This window comes from Clostridia bacterium, assembly GCA_024653205.1.
Classification (GTDB): Bacteria; Bacillota; DSM-521; order Neomoorellales; family SLTJ01; genus JANLFO01.
This window is the reverse complement of the sequence record JANLFO010000034.1, coordinates 1-16,084: the sequence shown is the minus strand read 5'-3', so window position 1 is coordinate 16,084 and position 16,084 is coordinate 1. Positions and strand designations below refer to the sequence as shown.

Annotated in this window: 18 protein-coding genes; all 18 read right to left on the bottom strand. The window is 62.6% G+C overall.

All coding sequences use genetic code 11. The annotated features are described in order from the left end of the window. Positions 1 to 53: 53 nt before the first annotated feature. The gene (locus tag NUV99_11600; protein MCR4420734.1) at positions 54 to 827 is read right to left on the bottom strand and encodes a 50S ribosome-binding GTPase; all 774 of its coding nucleotides are present in this window, start codon (positions 825 to 827) and stop codon (positions 54 to 56) included. Continuing rightward, the gene (gene lepB / locus NUV99_11595) at positions 824 to 1,348 is read right to left on the bottom strand and encodes a signal peptidase I (protein MCR4420733.1); all 525 of its coding nucleotides are present in this window, start codon (positions 1,346 to 1,348) and stop codon (positions 824 to 826) included. The genes NUV99_11600 and lepB overlap by 4 nt, the downstream gene beginning before the upstream one ends. 35 nt (positions 1,349 to 1,383) lie before the next feature. After that, a complete protein-coding gene (rplS, locus tag NUV99_11590) occupies positions 1,384 to 1,737 on the bottom strand; it encodes a 50S ribosomal protein L19 (GenBank protein MCR4420732.1) in 354 nt (117 codons plus the stop codon). Further along, positions 1,725 to 2,480 carry a tRNA (guanosine(37)-N1)-methyltransferase TrmD gene (gene trmD / locus NUV99_11585; GenBank protein MCR4420731.1) on the bottom strand — a complete coding sequence of 252 codons (756 nt, stop codon included), beginning with the start codon at positions 2,478 to 2,480 and terminating at the stop codon, positions 1,725 to 1,727. Before trmD ends, rplS begins: the two co-directional genes overlap by 13 nt. Before the next feature lie 9 nt (positions 2,481 to 2,489). Further along, the gene (gene rimM, locus NUV99_11580; GenBank protein ID MCR4420730.1) at positions 2,490 to 3,020 is read right to left on the bottom strand and encodes a ribosome maturation factor RimM; all 531 of its coding nucleotides are present in this window, start codon (positions 3,018 to 3,020) and stop codon (positions 2,490 to 2,492) included. 12 nt (positions 3,021 to 3,032) lie between these two features. Continuing rightward, positions 3,033 to 3,263, bottom strand: a complete 231-nt coding sequence (locus NUV99_11575; GenBank protein ID MCR4420729.1) for a KH domain-containing protein — start codon at positions 3,261 to 3,263, stop codon at positions 3,033 to 3,035. Continuing rightward, positions 3,263 to 3,544, bottom strand: a complete 282-nt coding sequence (rpsP, locus tag NUV99_11570) for a 30S ribosomal protein S16 (GenBank protein MCR4420728.1) — start codon at positions 3,542 to 3,544, stop codon at positions 3,263 to 3,265. Before rpsP ends, NUV99_11575 begins: the two co-directional genes overlap by 1 nt. A gap of 25 nt (positions 3,545 to 3,569) precedes the next feature. Next, the gene (ffh, locus tag NUV99_11565; protein MCR4420727.1) at positions 3,570 to 4,916 is read right to left on the bottom strand and encodes a signal recognition particle protein; all 1,347 of its coding nucleotides are present in this window, start codon (positions 4,914 to 4,916) and stop codon (positions 3,570 to 3,572) included. A gap of 109 nt (positions 4,917 to 5,025) precedes the next feature. Beyond that, positions 5,026 to 6,060 carry an S-methyl-5-thioribose-1-phosphate isomerase gene (gene mtnA / locus NUV99_11560; GenBank protein ID MCR4420726.1) on the bottom strand — a complete coding sequence of 345 codons (1,035 nt, stop codon included), beginning with the start codon at positions 6,058 to 6,060 and terminating at the stop codon, positions 5,026 to 5,028. Positions 6,061 to 6,077: 17 nt separating this feature from the next. Then, entirely contained in the window at positions 6,078 to 6,992 is a 915-nt protein-coding gene (gene ftsY, locus NUV99_11555; GenBank protein ID MCR4420725.1) for a signal recognition particle-docking protein FtsY, read from the bottom strand. Between the two features lie 18 nt (positions 6,993 to 7,010). Continuing rightward, positions 7,011 to 10,586: a chromosome segregation protein SMC gene (smc, locus tag NUV99_11550; protein MCR4420724.1), complete on the bottom strand. Its 3,576-nt coding sequence runs from the start codon at positions 10,584 to 10,586 to the stop codon at positions 7,011 to 7,013. 100 nt (positions 10,587 to 10,686) lie between these two features. Continuing rightward, positions 10,687 to 10,947, bottom strand: a complete 261-nt coding sequence (locus NUV99_11545) for a stage V sporulation protein S (GenBank protein MCR4420723.1) — start codon at positions 10,945 to 10,947, stop codon at positions 10,687 to 10,689. Positions 10,948 to 11,013: 66 nt separating this feature from the next. Next, complete coding sequence (gene rnc / locus NUV99_11540) at positions 11,014 to 11,721, bottom strand: ribonuclease III (protein MCR4420722.1); 708 nt, start codon at positions 11,719 to 11,721, stop codon at positions 11,014 to 11,016. A gap of 5 nt (positions 11,722 to 11,726) precedes the next feature. After that, positions 11,727 to 12,968 (bottom strand): beta-ketoacyl-ACP synthase II, encoded by a 1,242-nt coding sequence (gene fabF / locus NUV99_11535; GenBank protein ID MCR4420721.1) that lies wholly within the window; start codon positions 12,966 to 12,968, stop codon positions 11,727 to 11,729. Between the two features lie 36 nt (positions 12,969 to 13,004). Then, complete coding sequence (gene acpP, locus NUV99_11530; GenBank protein MCR4420720.1) at positions 13,005 to 13,241, bottom strand: acyl carrier protein; 237 nt, start codon at positions 13,239 to 13,241, stop codon at positions 13,005 to 13,007. 15 nt (positions 13,242 to 13,256) lie between these two features. Further along, positions 13,257 to 14,000, bottom strand: coding sequence for a 3-oxoacyl-[acyl-carrier-protein] reductase (fabG, locus tag NUV99_11525; protein MCR4420719.1), 744 nt, complete (start codon positions 13,998 to 14,000; stop codon positions 13,257 to 13,259). A 13-nt stretch (positions 14,001 to 14,013) separates the two neighbouring features. Continuing rightward, the gene (gene fabD / locus NUV99_11520) at positions 14,014 to 14,943 is read right to left on the bottom strand and encodes an ACP S-malonyltransferase (protein ID MCR4420718.1); all 930 of its coding nucleotides are present in this window, start codon (positions 14,941 to 14,943) and stop codon (positions 14,014 to 14,016) included. Then, the gene (gene fabK / locus NUV99_11515; GenBank protein ID MCR4420717.1) at positions 14,936 to 15,913 is read right to left on the bottom strand and encodes an enoyl-[acyl-carrier-protein] reductase FabK; all 978 of its coding nucleotides are present in this window, start codon (positions 15,911 to 15,913) and stop codon (positions 14,936 to 14,938) included. Before fabK ends, fabD begins: the two co-directional genes overlap by 8 nt. Between the last annotated feature and the right edge of the window lie 171 nt (positions 15,914 to 16,084).

Here is a 16,084-nt window from a genome sequence, read left to right as displayed (position 1 = left end):
CACCCGGTACCGCCAGTCAACTCAACTTAACTCGAAAGTGGGGATACGTCAGCTCAAACCTCTGGAGGTAGCTCCAGCGTGAGCCTTCCCCACCGCCCGTCCCAGAAGTCTTGCCAAATCGCGCGGGCAGCTCGGGTCCGATCCGGCAGCCCGCCCTTGCCTATCAGGCCGCGAATCCGGGCCACGTGCTCCAGTGAGGGAGGGTCCTCGCCCGGGTAGCAGGCGGGTAACCTTCCCGGGTAAAGGCGGGCTACTACGGCGAGGAGTTCCTCGGCGTTGATTTCCAGTTCATCATCGCCCAGGCTCACCGCTCGCAGGACCGCCAATTGCCAAGGCGGAAGGTCGGGGCGCAGAGGCAGGCGTCCCGGCGTATCCAGGATTTCCAGGCCCGGCCGTATCCGGAGCCATTGTTCGCCCCTGGTCACCCCGGGCAGAGCGCCGGTTCTGGCCGCCGACCTGCCGACCAGGCGGTTGATGAGGGTCGACTTGCCTACGTTGGGTATGCCCACCACCACTGCCCGTATGGGACGGATGTAGCGTCTTGCTGGTCGCTCTCGAGACAGGCGGACCAACGCCTGCTCGAGTTGCGCGAGCCCGTACCCTCTGGCCGAAACCAGCACGGCCGGGAGGCCTTCGCGGTTTCGGAAGAACTCGAGCCACTGCCTTCCCCTCTCCACGTCCGCCAGGTCGGCCTTGTGAAGTACTAGAATCCGGCCTTTTCCCCGTATGCGGCTGACCAGATCGGGATTGCGGCTGGCCTGCGGCAGGCGGGCGTCGGCGACCTCCAGAACGGCATCGATGAAAGGTAGTAGCCGGTGCCAGCTCACCGTACCACCCGGAAGCGGTCAGGCGGCCAATAGAGTAGCTGGGCCTTGCCCAGGAGGTTTTGCCTGGGTACCGGTCCCCAGACCCGGCTATCCTGGCTGTTATTTCGGTTGTCGCCCATTACAAAGTAAGTGCCCGCAGGCACTTTCACCGGACCGAAGTCTCCGCCACCCCCCGGATTCTGGGGGAGGTATTCTTCCTGCACCTTTTGGCCGTCCACGAAGAGTTGGCCGTTACGGAGTTCTACGGATTGACCGCCCACGGCCACGACGCGCTTGATATAAACGATGTGGGGATCTGGAGGATACCGAAAGACTATCACGTCTCCCGGCTCCGGATCGCCCAGCCGGTAGACCAGCTTGTTTACCATTACCCGGTCCCCGGGAACCAGGGTCGGCTCCATAGAGGCGCTGGGAATCATGAAAGGTTCGAACAGGAAAAGACGTATGGCCAGAGCCAGAACTACGGCCACCACTAAGGCTTCCAGCGTATCCAGGACCGGGCTCTTCTTCGAGCTTTCCATGGCGAACGGCCGTCTCCCCGCCGAGGCCGTGAGGCCTAGGTTCTTTCTCGTTCTTTTTCCTTAACTTTAGCGGCCTTCCCGATCTTTTCCCGCAGGTAGTACAGCTTGGCCCGCCTTACCCGGCCCTGTCTCACTACCTCGATCTTTTCCAGGCGCGGTGAGTGCAGGGGAAAGGTCCGCTCTACCCCCACTCCGTACGACATGCGCCGCACGGTGAAGGTTTCGTTGGCGCCCTTCCCGCGCCTGCTCAGCACCACACCCTCGAACATCTGGGTCCGCTCGCGGCCCCCTTCACTTACTTTAACGTATACCCGTACCGTATCCCCCGGCCCGAAGTCGGGCAGATCGTTACGCATTTGTTCTTTTTCCAGCGTGGTCAAGAGGTCCATTGGGCATTCCTTCCTTCCTCTCGCTCTAGTTCGGCCAGAAGCTCACGGTCTTCTTCGGTGGGATGAAAGCGCTGCCACAGATCGGGGCGTCTCTCCCTGGTCCGGCGCAGGGCCTCCTTCCGCCGCCAGCGCCGGATGGCCTCATGGTGACCGGACAGGAGAATCTCCGGTACCTTGTAGCCTCTGAATTCGGGTGGACGAGTATACTGCGGGTACTCCAGCAGCCCTTCCCCGAACGATTCCTCCTGCAGGGAGGCGGCAGCGCCCAGTACTCCCGGCAGCAGGCGGACGACGGCGTCGATAACCACCATGGCCGCGAGTTCTCCGCCGGAGAGGACGTAGTCCCCGATCGAGAGTTCTTCTTGCGCCAGGTAAAGGGCAACCCGTTCGTCCACGCCCTCATAGTGACCGCAAATGAGCACCAGCTGCTCGAGATCTGCCAACTCCTTAGCCTTGCCCTGGCTGAAAAGCTTTCCCTGGGGGCTAAGCAGGATCACCCGGTGACGGTCCGCCGGTGGACCCAAGGCCTCCCAGGCGGCAAATATGGGCTCGGGCCGCATCACCATTCCCGGGCCTCCGCCGTAGGGATAGTCGTCGACCGAGCGGTGCTTATCCCGGGAATGCTCCCTGATATCCACCAAATTGATGTTCACCAGGCCCCGGTCTGCCGCCCGTTTGACTATGCTGGCCTGGAGCGGCCCTTGGAACATTTCCGGAAAAATGGTCAGTACGTCGATCCGCACCGCACCCGTTCACTCTCCCAGCCCGGGCAGAAGCCGCACCCTGATTTCTTCCCGGTCCAGGTCTATTGCCTTCACCACCTCCCGAGTGGCCGGCAACAGCAGCTCTCGCCGCGTGTTGGGGTTGCGCACCACGTATACGTCGTTGCTCCCCGTGCGCAGCACCTCTTCCACGAAACCCAGGAACTCGCCTTCCTCGCCGTACACGGGAAGGTCTACCAGCTCGTAAACGTAAAAACAACCGGCCGGTAAAGGGTACGCGGCGGCGCGGGGAACTTCCAGCCGGGCCCCGCGTAGGGTTTCGGCCTCCTCAAGGCTATTGATCTCGGCGAACTTGATAATAACCGTATTCCCTCCGCCCTTTACCTCTTGGACCGCCAGTTCTCGTCGTTCTTCGTTCTGAACCGCAAAGAGCGAGTTTACGCTTTGGAAGCGTTGAGGAAAGTCCGTGAGCGGTTCTACCCGCACCGCGCCCTGCCAACCGTGAGGGGCGGTCACGCGACCGACGGTGACAAAGCTCGGCAAAGGCTGTCTCCGCGGCACCGAGGGCCCTCCCTATTGAAGGATCTCCACTACTACCCTCTTGCCGTCTCTGGCCGCCGCCGCCTTCACCACCGTACGGATGGCCCTGGCGATGCGACCCTGTTTGCCGATAACCTTACCCATGTCTTCGGGAGCCACCTTGAGCTCCAATACCACCGATTTCTCTCCCTCTAGCTCACGTACCTCAACCGCCTGGGGATTGTCTACCAGGGCTTTGGCCAGTACTTCAACCAACTCCTTCATTACTCTCCCTCCACCTGTCGGCCGCCGGCCCTGACCTGGTCCCAGACGCCCGTTTTGACCAGCAGGTGCCTTACCGTATCCGAGGGCTGAGCGCCCTTGTTGAGCCATTCGACGACTCTTTCGACCTCCAGGTGTATCTCTGCCGGCTCGCGCAGAGGATTGTAGTACCCTACGGCCTCAATGAATCTTCCGTCGCGCGGGGCACGACTGTCGGCCACCACTATCCGGTAAAAGGGTTTCTTCTTCGCTCCCATGCGCATTAGACGTATCCGCGTGGCCATGCTGCCTTCACCTCCTCGTAGGTAACTACCTCCAAAAGGGCAGACCGAAAGCACGGGCAGGTCGTTTGGCCGCCGTGGCTTCCGCCATTTGGCGAAGTAATCTCTGGGTCTGGGCAAACTGCTTCAACAGCCGGTTCACGTCTTGGACCGTGGTTCCGCTGCCCCGCGAGATCCGACGCTTGCGGCTGGCATTGATAATCTCCGGATGAGCTCGTTCTTCGGGCGTCATGGAACAGATAATGGCCTCAATGCGCGTGAGCTCCTTTTCGTCCACCTGCAGGTTCTTCAGCTCTTTAGGCACTCCGGCCGTGGGTAAGAGGCTCAACACCTCTTCAAGCGAACCCAGCCGGCGGAGTTGGCGCAGCTGGTCCAGGAAGTCTTCCAGCGTGAACTCCTGGCGTCGGAACTTTCTTTGCATTTCTGCCGCCTTGGCGGCATCTACCTGGGCCTGAGCCTTTTCGATGAGGGTCAGCACGTCGCCAAGGCCCAGGATCCTGGAGGCCATGCGGGCGGGATAAAAGGGTTCGAGCGCGTCGAGCTTCTCACCGGTGCCTACAAACTTGACGGGGCAGCCGGTTACCGCCCGGACCGAAAGTGCCGCCCCTCCTCGAGTGTCGCCGTCGAGCTTGGTGAGGATAACGCCGTCGAGCTTCAGTTCCTCGTGAAAACCCTTGGCCACGTTCACCGCGTCCTGACCGGTCATGGCGTCCACTACCAGGAGCACTTCGGAGGGAGTGATGGCCTCCTGCATGAGACGCAGCTCCCGCATCAGTTCAGCATCGATGTGGAGGCGTCCGGCGGTGTCCACCACCACGGCGTCCCGGCCGAGGCGCTCGGCTTCTCGTACGCCTTGCCGGGCCACGGTAACGGCATCGGATCCGGGCCGGAAGAACACCGGGATGTCCGTCTGCCGGCCCAAGGCCTGAAGCTGTTCCACCGCCGCCGGACGGCGCACGTCGGCGGCAACCAGCAGCGGCTGCTTCCCCTGGCGGCGCAAATGTAAGGCCAGTTTGGCGGCGGTGGTGGTCTTGCCCGACCCCTGCAACCCCACCAGCATCACTACGGCGGGGCCTTTGGCCGGCGCTTTGCTACCGGTCTCTGCCCCCCCCATCAGCGCGGTAAGCTCCTCATAGACTATCTTGATTACCTGCTGGGCGGGGTTCAGGCTGGCCATAACCTCCTGCCCTACGGCCCGGACCCGGACTTTCTCGATAAAGTCCTTCACCACCGCGTAGTTTACGTCCGCCTCCAGAAGGGCAAGGCGTATCTCGCGCAAGGCGGCGTTCACGTCGGCCTCGCTCAATATCCCCTTGCCCCGGAGCTTGTGAAGAATGCCCTGTAGCTTCTCGCTCAGCGCCTGCAGGGTGGGCATCAGCTTTCCCTCTTTTTCCGGCCCCCGGATTTACAGGTAAATACTAAGGGAATTACTGCGCAAAGTCAACCCCCGGCCCTTCCGGGCCCCTGCCGGACTTTCCGGAGTGTCAGCGTATGGCCTTGAGGCTTTCCGGGTAAGGGGGTTTCAGGATCCCTCTCTCGGTAATAACGGCCGAGACCAGCGCCGCCGGGGTCACGTCGAAGGCCGGGTTAACCACCTTGACTCCCGGCGGCAGGATACGGCGGCCCTCCCAGCAGGAGACCTCCTCCTCCGCCCTTTCCTCAATCGGTATCTCCCGCCCGCTGGGAGTGCGCAGGTCGACGGTACTGGTGGGCGCGGCCACGTAAAAGGGCACGCCGTGGTAGTGGGCCACGATGGCCAGAGCATAGGTTCCGATCTTGTTGGCCACGTCACCGTTGGCAGCAATGCGGTCCGCACCCACCACTACCAGGTCTATCTTGCCCTGGGCCATAAGCGAGGCGGCCATGTTGTCGCAGATGACCGTGACCGGGATGCCCTCGGTGACAAGCTCCCAAGAGGTCAACCTCGCCCCCTGCAGCCGGGGGCGCGTCTCGTCGGCGTAGACCATCTCCAGTTTCCCCGCGCGGTGCGCGGCCCGGATTATCCCCAGGGCGGTCCCATAGCCGGCGGTGGCCAGGGCACCGGCGTTGCAGTGGGTCAGGACTCGGGCTCCGGGGGGAACCAGGTCGGCTCCCAGTCTTGCCAGGTGCCGGTTGGCCTCCTCTTCTTCTTGCCAGATGCGTAAGGCCTCCTCCTCGAGTGCGGCCGTCGCCTTCTCTCCCTCCATAGCAAGGGACTGCTCCCACCGCCGGCGCATCCGCTCCAGAGCCCAGAACAGGTTGACCGCCGTGGGACGGGTGGCGGCCAGCCCGGTTAGGGCGCGGGAGATTTCCGGCGCCAACGGTTTTCCGGCGGTCAGGGCGCCGGAGGCGGCCAGTACCATGCCAAAGGCCGCAGCCACCCCTATGGCCGGCGCGCCGCGTACGGCCATGTCCCTGATGGCCTGGGCTACTTCCTCCCAGGAACTCAAGACGCGGTATTCTACCCGGTCCGGAAGCAGGTTTTGATCCAGCAGGTGCAAACGGCCTTCCTTCCAGAATAAGGGGCGTACCTCGCTCATGTCCTTCCCCTTTCCGTCTACGGCTGGGCGAACAGAGCTTCCACGAAGGCGCCCGGATCGAAATCGTGGAGGTCCTCAAGGCCCTCGCCCACGCCGACCAGTTTTACCGGCAGGTTAAGGGTCTTCTTTATCGCGATCACTATCCCTCCTTTAGCGGTTCCGTCCAGTTTGGTGAGCACCAGACCGGTCAGGCCCAGGGCTTGATGGAACGCCCGCGCCTGGACCAGTGCGTTCTGGCCGGTGGTGGCGTCCACTACCAAGAGAATTTCGTGTGGGGCGCCGGGGAGAGCCTTTCCGACTACCCGGCCTACCTTGACCAGCTCTGCCATCAGGTTGCCTTTGGTATGGAGTCTGCCCGCCGTATCCACCAGTACTGCGTCCAACCCCCGGTTGCGGGCGGCGGTTACGGCGTCGAAGGCCACGGCGGCCGGATCCCCTCCCTGCTGGTGGCGCACGACGTCTACCTTCGCCTTCTCGGCCCAAAGTGCCAACTGTTCGTCGGCCGCCGCCCGGAAGGTATCGGCTGCGGCCAGAAGGACCCTCTTGCCTTCGCGCCGCAGGCGCCAGGCCAGCTTGCCTACGGTAGAAGTTTTGCCGGTGCCGTTTACCCCTACCACCATTATTACCGTCGGGTTGGCGTCCATCCGCAGCGGGACCTGGTCGGTCTCCAGGATGGCCCGCACCTCCTGCCGGAGGATTTCCCGGACGGCCGCCGGCTCGCGGAGGTGTTCCTCCTTCACCCGTCGCCGTACGGTTTCCACCAGAAGGAGGCTGGTTTCTACGCCCACGTCGGCCGCAATAAGCAGGCTTTCCAGCTCCTCGAAGAATTCTTCGTCAAGCTGGGGGAAGCGCTGGATCAGATCTCCAAGGCGGGAGGTAAAGCCGGCGCGAGTCTTATGCAGTCTTTCTTTCAGCTTCTCCAGGAAACCCAAGTTCGGTCCTCCCTTTCTCTAGCCGGTACTGTGGTCACGGTGACGCTGACCATCTTGGGGCAGTCTCAGGGCGAGAAGTTTGGACACTCCTTCTTCTTCCATAGTAAGGCCGTAGACGCTGTCCGCCACCTCTACCGTACTGGCGCGGTGAGATACCACGATGAATTGCTGCTTGCTGGCCAACTCCCGCAGAAACCGGGCAAACCGGGTCACGTTGGCTTCATCCAGCGAGGCGTCGATCTCGTCCAGGAGGCAAAACGGGCTGGGCTTGACCAGCAAGAGGGCAAAAAGAACCGCGATGCTGGCCAGCGCCTTTTCCCCTCCTGACAGCAAGGCCAGGTTCGGTAACCGCTTGCCCGGCAGCTGCACCGCCAGCTCCAGACCTCCTTCCAGAAGTCTTCCCGGTTCTCGGGGCTCCAGCCAGGCCCGGCCCCCGCCGAAAAGGGAGGAAAAAACCGGTTGCAACTGGGCATTTACCGTTTCCAGCGCGTTCTTCAAACGCTCTTCCATCAGCCTTTCTACGTCGGCCACCAGCCGGCTCAGGGTGGCCTGCGCCGATTCCAGATCCGCGGCCTGCCGGGCGAGAAAACGGTGGCGCTCTTCCAGGCGGCGGTACTCGGCCAGTACAGCCAGGTCTACCGCGCCGAGACGCTCCCTCTCTTCCTGCTTGGAGGCCAGCAGCCTCTTGATTTCTGCTTCGCGGCGTACGGCTTGGGGTAGTCCCTGTTCCTCGCTCCACCCGTGACGTTCTGCCAGCCAATCCACCTGGGCCCTCCAGGTGGCCTCGACTTCTCTTCTCTCCGCCTCCAGATGGTCAAGCTGGCGTTCGATCGTCAGCCGCCGTTCCTCGGTCCGCGCAATTCTCTCCTCAATCCCTATCAGTGCCGCCCGGGCTTCCCGCACTTCGGACTCCTTGCGGGCGCAGCCAAGGGCGTGTTCTTCTTCCTCTCCCGCGCGCTCTTTTGCCAGCACCTGAAGTCGGACGAGACCTTCTTCCCCCGCGGCCACCTGGGAACAAAGCCGATCCAGCTGAGCTTTTTCTGCCTCCTGTTCCCGGCGGAGGTGCTCCCCGGTCTCCTCCAGACCGAGCAGTCGTCCCCGTAAGCGTTCCTCCTCCTGCCTTGCTCGGGCCAGGTGGCCGCGCAGTTCCGCCGCCGTGGCCAGCAGTTCCTGGCGGCGTGTTTCCGCCTCCCCATCAAAGGCCTCAGACTCGCTCGGCCCCTCGGCCACCACAGGTTGAAACTCGGCCGCCTTCTCTTCCAGTTGCTGCCTCTGCGAGGTGAGTTGACGAAAGTCCTCTTCCCACTGCGCCAGTTCCAGTTCGGTGACCGCGAGCTTCTCGGCCGCCTCTCTCAGCCTCTCCGCCAGATGTTGCTCCCGGCGTGTTTCTCCCTCCAACTCGCTCTTCAGACGCCAGAGCCGTTCCTGCTGCTCCTGTTCCAGCTCTTGTTGCTTCGCCAGTCGGGCCTCCGCTGCGGCTACCTCTTCCCGCAAGGAGTTGAAATGGCGTCCTTCGGCCTCCACACGGGCGGCAAGCTCCGCGGCCTCCCGCAGGCGGGAGAGTAGCCCGCCGGACCGTTTTCTGGAATGGCCTCCGGTAATGGAACCGCCCGGATGCACCAATTCTCCCTCCAGGGTCACCAGCCGCACGCGGTACCCGAGCCGCCGGGCCAGGGCCAAAGCCTGGTCCAGCCGGCTGACCACCAACAGGTCGCCGAGCAGGTGCAGGGCTACTATCTCGCAGTCCGGGGCTACCTCCACCAGTTCCGAGCCCACACCTACCACCCCTGCCCATTTCGTCACCGCCCGGTCGACCCCCAGGTGTCTGGGCCGGATGGATTCCAGGGGAAGAAAGGTGGCCCGACCGGCACCGGTGGCCTTCAGATAGGCTATGGCCCTCTGGGCGTCGGCCTCGGTACGGGTGACGAGGTGCTGTAAGGCCCCACCCAGGGCGGCCTCCAGGGCTGCCTCCAACTCAGCCGGAACCCGGATTATCTCCGCCACCACTCCTATGAGCCCCTGATGATCGGGCCACAGCCGCCCGCGGGCCGACAGTAACGCCTTGACCGCCTGGCTGTAGCCCTCGTGCCCCTGTTGCCATTCCCGCAACAGCGCCAGTCGGTTGCGGTGATCCTGCCAGGAATTGCGCACGCGCTCTGCTTCTTCCCTCAAGCGGTCGAGCTTTTCCTGCTCCTGGCGCACTTGCCGCCTTAGCTCTTCCCGCTCCCCTTCCAACTGCTCCATTCGTGTTTGCAGTTCCGAGCGCCGTCGTCCCGCCTCCCGTTTTTCCGCGTCTAGGGCCTCCAGCTCTTTTCGCAGCCGATCTCGTTCGCCGTACGCCCGTTGGCCCTGAGTGTAGCTTAGTTGCCATTCCTCGGTAGCCGCCTGCAGCCGGTTTTGCAGTTCGAGAAACTCCAGCCATTTCTGGTGCCAGGCCGCCCGGCGCTCCTCCCTTCTGCGCATGGCCTCCGCCCAGCGTGCTTCAATGGAGGCCAGTTCCTGCATAGAGGCGGCCTCTCGGTCCTCCAGCTCGCAGCGGGCTTGCTCTGCCCTCCGCAGTTCTGCCCGCGCAGACAGTATCTCTGTCTCGCACCCACGGATGCGTTCTTCCAGCTCCATCAGTCGAGACCGGACCCGGCTTTCCTCCCGTCGCAGCAGCTCCAGTTCCTGGGCCGCCGCCCGGACCGCCAGTTCCGCCTCCTGGCGGCGGGCGGCCGCCTCTCCCCAGGCAGTTCGGGCAAGCTCGAGTTCACGCTCCAGAGCCTCCAGGCGGGCCTGGCGGTGGGCCTTTTCTTCGCCCAGCCGGGTCTCCAGTTGTCTCACGCCGGTCAGTTCGGTTGCCAGTTCTTCCGAACGGGCCAGGAGCCTTGCCTTTTGAGAGCGTAGGGAATTTAGGAGGGAAAATCGCAACTCCTTCTCCAGAGCGGCGATTTCCTCTGCCACCTGTTGGTATTTTCTGGCGGCTTCAACTTCTCCTTCCATCGAGGCTAACTGGGCTTCCAGTTCCGCCATAATATCGCGGAGACGGCCGAGGTGTCCTTGAGTTTCGGCCAGCTTCTGTCCGGCTTCTTTCTTCCGGTGGCGATAGCGTACAATGCCGGCCACCTCTTCCAGGAAAGCCCGCCGCTCTTCGGGGGCGGCGGCCAGAAATTCCTCTACCTGGCCCTGGCCGATCACCGCAAACCCCTGTCGACTTACTCCGGTGTCCCAGAGCATCTGCTGTATGTCTCGCATCCGGCAGGGAACCTGGTTCAGAAGGTACTCGGCCTCGCCGGAGCGAAACAGCCGCCGGGTAATCCTTACTTCTCCGTAATCCAGGGGCAGCCGGCGGTCGGAGTTGTCCAGGGTAAGGGAGACCTCCGCCCGTCCCAGCGCTCTGAGACGCCGGTTTCCCCCGAAAATCAGTTCTTCCATTCGCTCTGCCCTCAGGGTGCGGGCGTTCTGCTCCCCCAGAACCCAGCGAATGGCGTCCACCAGGTTGCTCTTACCACAGCCGTTGGGACCGATGATGGCGGTAAGGCCGGGGCTGAACTCCAGCCGGACCCGGTGGGGGAAGGACTTAAAACCGCTTACCTCTAATTCACGGATGTGCAAAGCCTATTCCTCCGCGGACTGGAAGTATAATCCAATCCCATCGTAACATAAAAAAACTGCTCTTGCGAGCAGTTAGAATTTCTAGCAGGACCTTAAGGCCTTAGCGCGGCTCTACGATAAAGCGGATGGCGGTTCTTTCTTCACCCTCGATGGAGATCTCCGAAAAGGCAGGGATCATTACCAAGTCGATACCGTTCGGGGCTACATATCCCCGGGCGATCGCTATGGCCTTTACCGCTTGGTTGACCGCTCCTGCCCCCACCGCCTGGATCTCGGCTCTACCGTTCTGCCTGAAAACCGCCGCCAGCGCTCCGGCAACCGACTTGGGATTAGAGCGCGCCGATACCTTGAGCACTTCCACGTTCGTTACCCCCCCTTTTCAGCTAACCTCCGCCTCGTGGTACGACTCCCAGGGCATTATATTCGACTAATCAAAGGGCAATTCCTGCAGCAACTTCTCCAGCGCTCCTTGGGCCGCCTGCTGTTCGGCTTCTTTCTTGCTCCTTCCCCAACCGATAGCCAGAACCCGATCCTGCAAGAACACTCCTACCTGGAACCGCTTATCGTGGTCGGGACCGATTTCCCGCAACACCCGGTAGGCCACATTCCCTTCGCCTCGGCCCTGGACCAGTTCCTGGAGTTCGGTCTTAAAGTCTCGATACCGGGTACGCTCCAGTTCCGGAGACAGCTGGCTCCACACGAACTGTCGGGCCGTGGCCAGGCCCTTGTCGAGGTAGATGGCTGCCACCAAAGCTTCGAAGGCGTCGGCCAGCGTGGAAGGCCTTTCCCGCCCACCGGATACCTCCTCACCCCGTCCCAGCAGGAGGAACCGGCCTAACCCCAATTCCCTTGCCCTTCGGGCCAGGGTGGACTCGCAGGCCACCGCCGCCCGCATCTTTGACAGTTCACCCTCGGGCTTTTCCGGATAGGCCAGATAGAGATATTCTGCCAGCAGCATGCCGATGACGGCATCCCCCAGGAACTCCAGCCGCTGGTTGTGCTCCCACCCCAGGTGCCGGTTTTCGAACACATAAGTAGGGTGCGTAAGAGCAGAGTTGAGGAGCCTGGCATTCGCCTCCTCTATCCCGCAAAGGCGTGCCAGCTCCGCCAGTTGCCGCCGCCGTTCTTCTTCCACCGGGTCTACCCCCGATACTGCCTTAGGACCAAAGCAACGTTGTGGCCGCCGAAACCCAGGGAATTGGAAACAGCCACCTTGACGTCCAGGCGGCGCGCCGCGTTGGGAACATAGTCCAGATCGCATTCCGGGTCCGGATTCTCGTAATTGATGGTAGGAGGCACGACTCCTTCTAGAATGGTCAGGGCGGTGGCAATCAGCTCCACCGCTCCGGCCGCTCCGAGCAGGTGGCCGATCATGGACTTGTTGGAGCTGATGGCCACCTCACGGGCTCGGGTGCCGAACACCTTCTTAATGGCCTCGGTTTCCAGCCGATCGTTGAGTTCCGTCGAGGTGCCGTGGGCGTTGATGTAATCTACTTCTTCCGGACTTACGGCGGCGTCTTGCAGGGCCAGGCGTATGGCCCTGGCCGCCGCCTCGCCGTCCGGGGCGGGGGCGGTAATGTGATAGGCGTCACAGGTGCACCCGTACCCGGCCAGTTCGGCGTAAATGCGCGCCCCCCGGGCCAAGGCGTGCTCCAGAGTCTCCAGTACCAGAATACCTGCTCCTTCGGCAAGAACGAAACCGTCTCTAAGACGGTCGAAGGGACGGCTGGCGCGCTCCGGCTCGTGGTTACGTGCGGAAAGAGCTTTCATGGCGCAGAACCCGCCCAGCGCCATGGGTGTGACCGAGGCCTCAGCGCCGCCGCTGATCACCACCTCCGCCTCTCCGTTCTGCAGAGTTCTTAGAGCGGAGCCCAGGGCATTCGCCGAGGCAGCGCAGGCATTGACTACGGTAAAGTTGGGTCCCTTAAGGCCCAGCATTATGGCTACCTGCGCCGCTCCCATATTGGCGATCATCATGGGTATAAAGAAGGGGCTTATGCGATTCGGGCCCCGCTCCAGAAGGACCTGGTGTTGCTCTTCGAACGTCTCCGTACCGCCGATGCCGGTTCCCAGGATTACCCCGGCTCTTTCCCTGTCCGTGTGATCCAGATCCAGCCCGGAATCGGTTACCGCCATCTTGGTGGCGGCAACCGCATACTGGGCAAAGCGGTCCATGCGCTTGATATCCTTCTTTTCCAGAAAATTGTTGGGATCAAAGTCCTTAACCTCGCCGGCTATTTGAGTGGGAAAGTCATCGGCCTTAAAGCGGGTCACCGGACCTATGCCCGAGCGCCCCGCTTTAAGCGCTTCCCAGAACTTCTCCTTGCCCGTACCGACCGGAGAAATCACCCCCACGCCGGTAATGACCACCCGCCTCTTCAACCGCGATCTTACCCCCTCAGTCGGTGCACCTACCGTCTATTTGCCTCCGGTTTTCTCCTTGATGTACTCCACCGCTGCCCGAACCGTGGTGAGCTTTTCCGCGTCCTCATCGGGAATTTCGATGTCGAATTCTTCTTCCAGGGCCATGATGAGCTCCACGATGTCCAGAGAGTCGGCGTTCAGATCCTCGAAAGAGGTGTCTAGCGTAACCTCCTCTTCCTCAACTCCCAATTGGTCGACAATGATTTCCCGCACCTTGTCGAAGACTGCCATGACCTTCACCCCCTCTCAGGCCGTCATCCCACCGTCTACGGCTATAACCTGCCCCGTGAGGTAACTGGCGCCGGGAGAAGCAAGAAACACCACTACCTGCGCCACTTCCTCCGTTTGGCCCGGGCGGCCCAGCGGGACCCGCCGGCCGATCTCCTCGCGCTGCTGTTCGCTGAGGGCCTCGGTCATATCGGTAACTATGTAACCCGGCGCGATGCAGTTGACCAAGACGCCCCGCGAGGCCACTTCCTTAGCCAGAGATCTGGTAAACCCCACGATGGCTGCCTTAGAAGCGGCATAGGCGGTCTGCCCCGCATTGCCCACCAGACCGACGACCGAAGCGACGTTGATTATCCGTCCGTATCTCTGTTTGAGCATGGGTCTTAATGCCGCCTTAGAGCAATTGAACGCGCCCTTCAGGTTGGTGGCCAGCACCAGATCAAGATCTTCCTCGCTCAGCCGCAATAAGAGATTGTCCTTGCTTATCCCGGCATTATTCACCAGGATGTCCAGGCGACCGAAAGTGCGCGTTACCTCTTGCACCATGTTTTCGGCGGCCTCGAGGTGGCCCACATCCCCCTGCAGGGTAACGGCCGTGCCTCCTGATGCTTCGATCAGGCGGACCGTTTCCTCGGCTGCCCTGGCCTCTTTCAGGTAGTTTACCGCAACCCTAGCCCCTTCGCGGGCCAGGGCTATGGCGATGGCCCGCCCTATTCCCCTGGAGGCGCCGGTTACCAGGGCCACCCGGTCATCTAGCAACATTTTAGTCAGCCTCCTATAAGGATGCAAGGGCCTTTTCCAACGACGCCCGGTCCTCCGCGTGGCAGATTGTTGCCCCCGGCACGATGCGCCTTATCAGCCCCGAGAGCACCCTGCCCGGGCCGATCTCCACAAAGGTGTCCACGCCGTTGGCCGCAAGATACTCTATACTTTCCTGCCAGCGAACCGGGCTGGTAAGCTGGCGCAGAAGGGCCGCCTTAATGGCCGCCACTTCGGTAACCGGCCGGGCATAGCAGTTGGCAATTATCGGCACCTCGGGCGGCCGCCAACGAACCTGTTCCAGATCGGGCTCCAGCCTGGTCGCAGCCGGTGCCATGAGGGGAGAGTGGAAGGGCCCGCTCACATCCAGCAATACCACCTTCTTGGCTCCGGTTTCCCGGCACAGGGTGGCCGCCTTCTCCACCGCCGGCCGCAGGCCGCTGATTACTATCTGGCCCGGCGCGTTGAGGTTGGCCACCACTACCGTACCCGCATCCTCCGCCCGGCGGCAGGCCTCTTCGATCCGGTCACGCTCCAGCCCCAGCACGGCGGCCATGATCCCTCTTCCCTGAGGGACCGCTTCCTCCATGTAGAGGCCCCGGCGCCGGACCAGCCACAAGGCTTCAATCGGGTCGAGAACCCCGGCGGCGGCCAGAGCGCTGTACTCTCCCAGACTGTGACCGGCAACGAAGTCCGGTTTCGCACCGGCCGCCCGCATTACGGTGAGAACGGCCATGCTTGCCAGGAGCACTGCCGGCTGGGTATTGGCCGTCTGGCCCAGGCGGTCCGCCGGGCCGAAAAAGCAGAGCCGGCTCAGGCTTTCCCCCAGGCGGGCGTCGGCGGCGGCAAAGAGTTCTCGCACCTCCGCGTGTCCTTCGAAGAGATCGCGCCCCATTCCCACGTACTGCGAACCCTGACCGGGAAAAACGAAGGCCTTCTTACCCAAGCCCCCTCTCACCCGCCTTTCCGTTCTCGGAGGTCAGCCGGGTCAACCCCTGGAGGATCGCCTCGGCCTCGGTCATTATCCCCTGGATAATCTCCCTTACCGGTCGGACGTCCTTGATCAGGGCCGCTACCTGCCCGGCCATGACCGAACCATTCTCTACGTCCCCTTCTACCATGGCCGCCCGGAGCTTGCCCACTCCCAGAGCGGCAATTTGCTCTACCGAAGCCCCGCTCTTCTCCATTTGCTCGAACTGCCTGGAGAGCTTATTCCTCAGCACCCGCACCGGGTGTCCGGTGAGGGCCCCGGTGACCACGGTATCGCGGTCCTTGGCCTGGATTATGCGTTCTTTGACCCTCGGGTGGGCGGGACATTCCAGGCTACACAGAAAGCGGGTACCCATCTGCACGCCTACCGCGCCCAGGGCCAGGGCCGCCACCAGGCCGCGGCCGTCGGCAAAGCCTCCGGCGGCCACCACCGGCTCCTCCACCGCATCTACCACCTGCGGCACCAGTGGTACGGTGGCCACCTCTCCTATGTGCCCCCCGGACTCCATCCCTTCGGCGATAAACCCGTCCACCCCGGAACGGGCCAGACGCCTGGCCAGTGCCACCGAGGAAACCACCGGGAGAACCTTGATGCCCGCCTCCTTCAGCGCCGGGAGATATTTCCCGGGATTGCCCCCGCCGGTGGTTACCACCGGCACCTTCTCCCGAATAACCAGGCGCACCACGTCCTCCACGTAACGAGACATCAGCATGATGTTGACCCCGAAAGGCCGGTCGGTGAACCGGCGCACCTTGGCGATTTCCTCGGCCACCACCTCCGGGGGAAAATCTGCCGCCCCTATGATGCCCAGGCCCCCGGCAGCGGAAACCGCTCCGGCCAGTTCCCCGGTGCCGGCCCAGGCCATACCTCCTTGCAGGATCGGGTACTCAACTCCCAACAGGTCGCACAATACGGTTCGCAGCATACCCAGTCCCCCTGCCCGGCTACCGCGCCCGGTAGCCTCCAGATCCCTAACGGTCTAGCGTCCTGGACGGAACCCTCTTGCCTTAACTGCGGTCTTGGTTCCCTGAGTTATCCCCGCTTTCCCACGGGCGGTACCGGGTGCTCCCCGTTCGTACTGTCACCTCGCCGACCA

Coding starts and splice junctions, on each gene's coding strand:
- lepB (MCR4420733.1), bottom strand. CDS start 1,348: ATGGAAAGCTCGAAGAAGAGCCCGGTCCTGGATACGCTGGAAGCCTTA.
- rplS (MCR4420732.1), bottom strand. CDS start 1,737: ATGGACCTCTTGACCACGCTGGAAAAAGAACAAATGCGTAACGATCTG.
- NUV99_11575 (MCR4420729.1), bottom strand. CDS start 3,263: ATGAAGGAGTTGGTTGAAGTACTGGCCAAAGCCCTGGTAGACAATCCC.
- rpsP (MCR4420728.1), bottom strand. CDS start 3,544: ATGGCCACGCGGATACGTCTAATGCGCATGGGAGCGAAGAAGAAACCC.
- ffh (MCR4420727.1), bottom strand. CDS start 4,916: ATGCCCACCCTGCAGGCGCTGAGCGAGAAGCTACAGGGCATTCTTCAC.
- mtnA (MCR4420726.1), bottom strand. CDS start 6,060: ATGAGCGAGGTACGCCCCTTATTCTGGAAGGAAGGCCGTTTGCACCTG.
- acpP (MCR4420720.1), bottom strand. CDS start 13,241: ATGGCAGTCTTCGACAAGGTGCGGGAAATCATTGTCGACCAATTGGGA.
- fabG (MCR4420719.1), bottom strand. CDS start 14,000: ATGTTGCTAGATGACCGGGTGGCCCTGGTAACCGGCGCCTCCAGGGGA.
- fabK (MCR4420717.1), bottom strand. CDS start 15,913: ATGCTGCGAACCGTATTGTGCGACCTGTTGGGAGTTGAGTACCCGATC.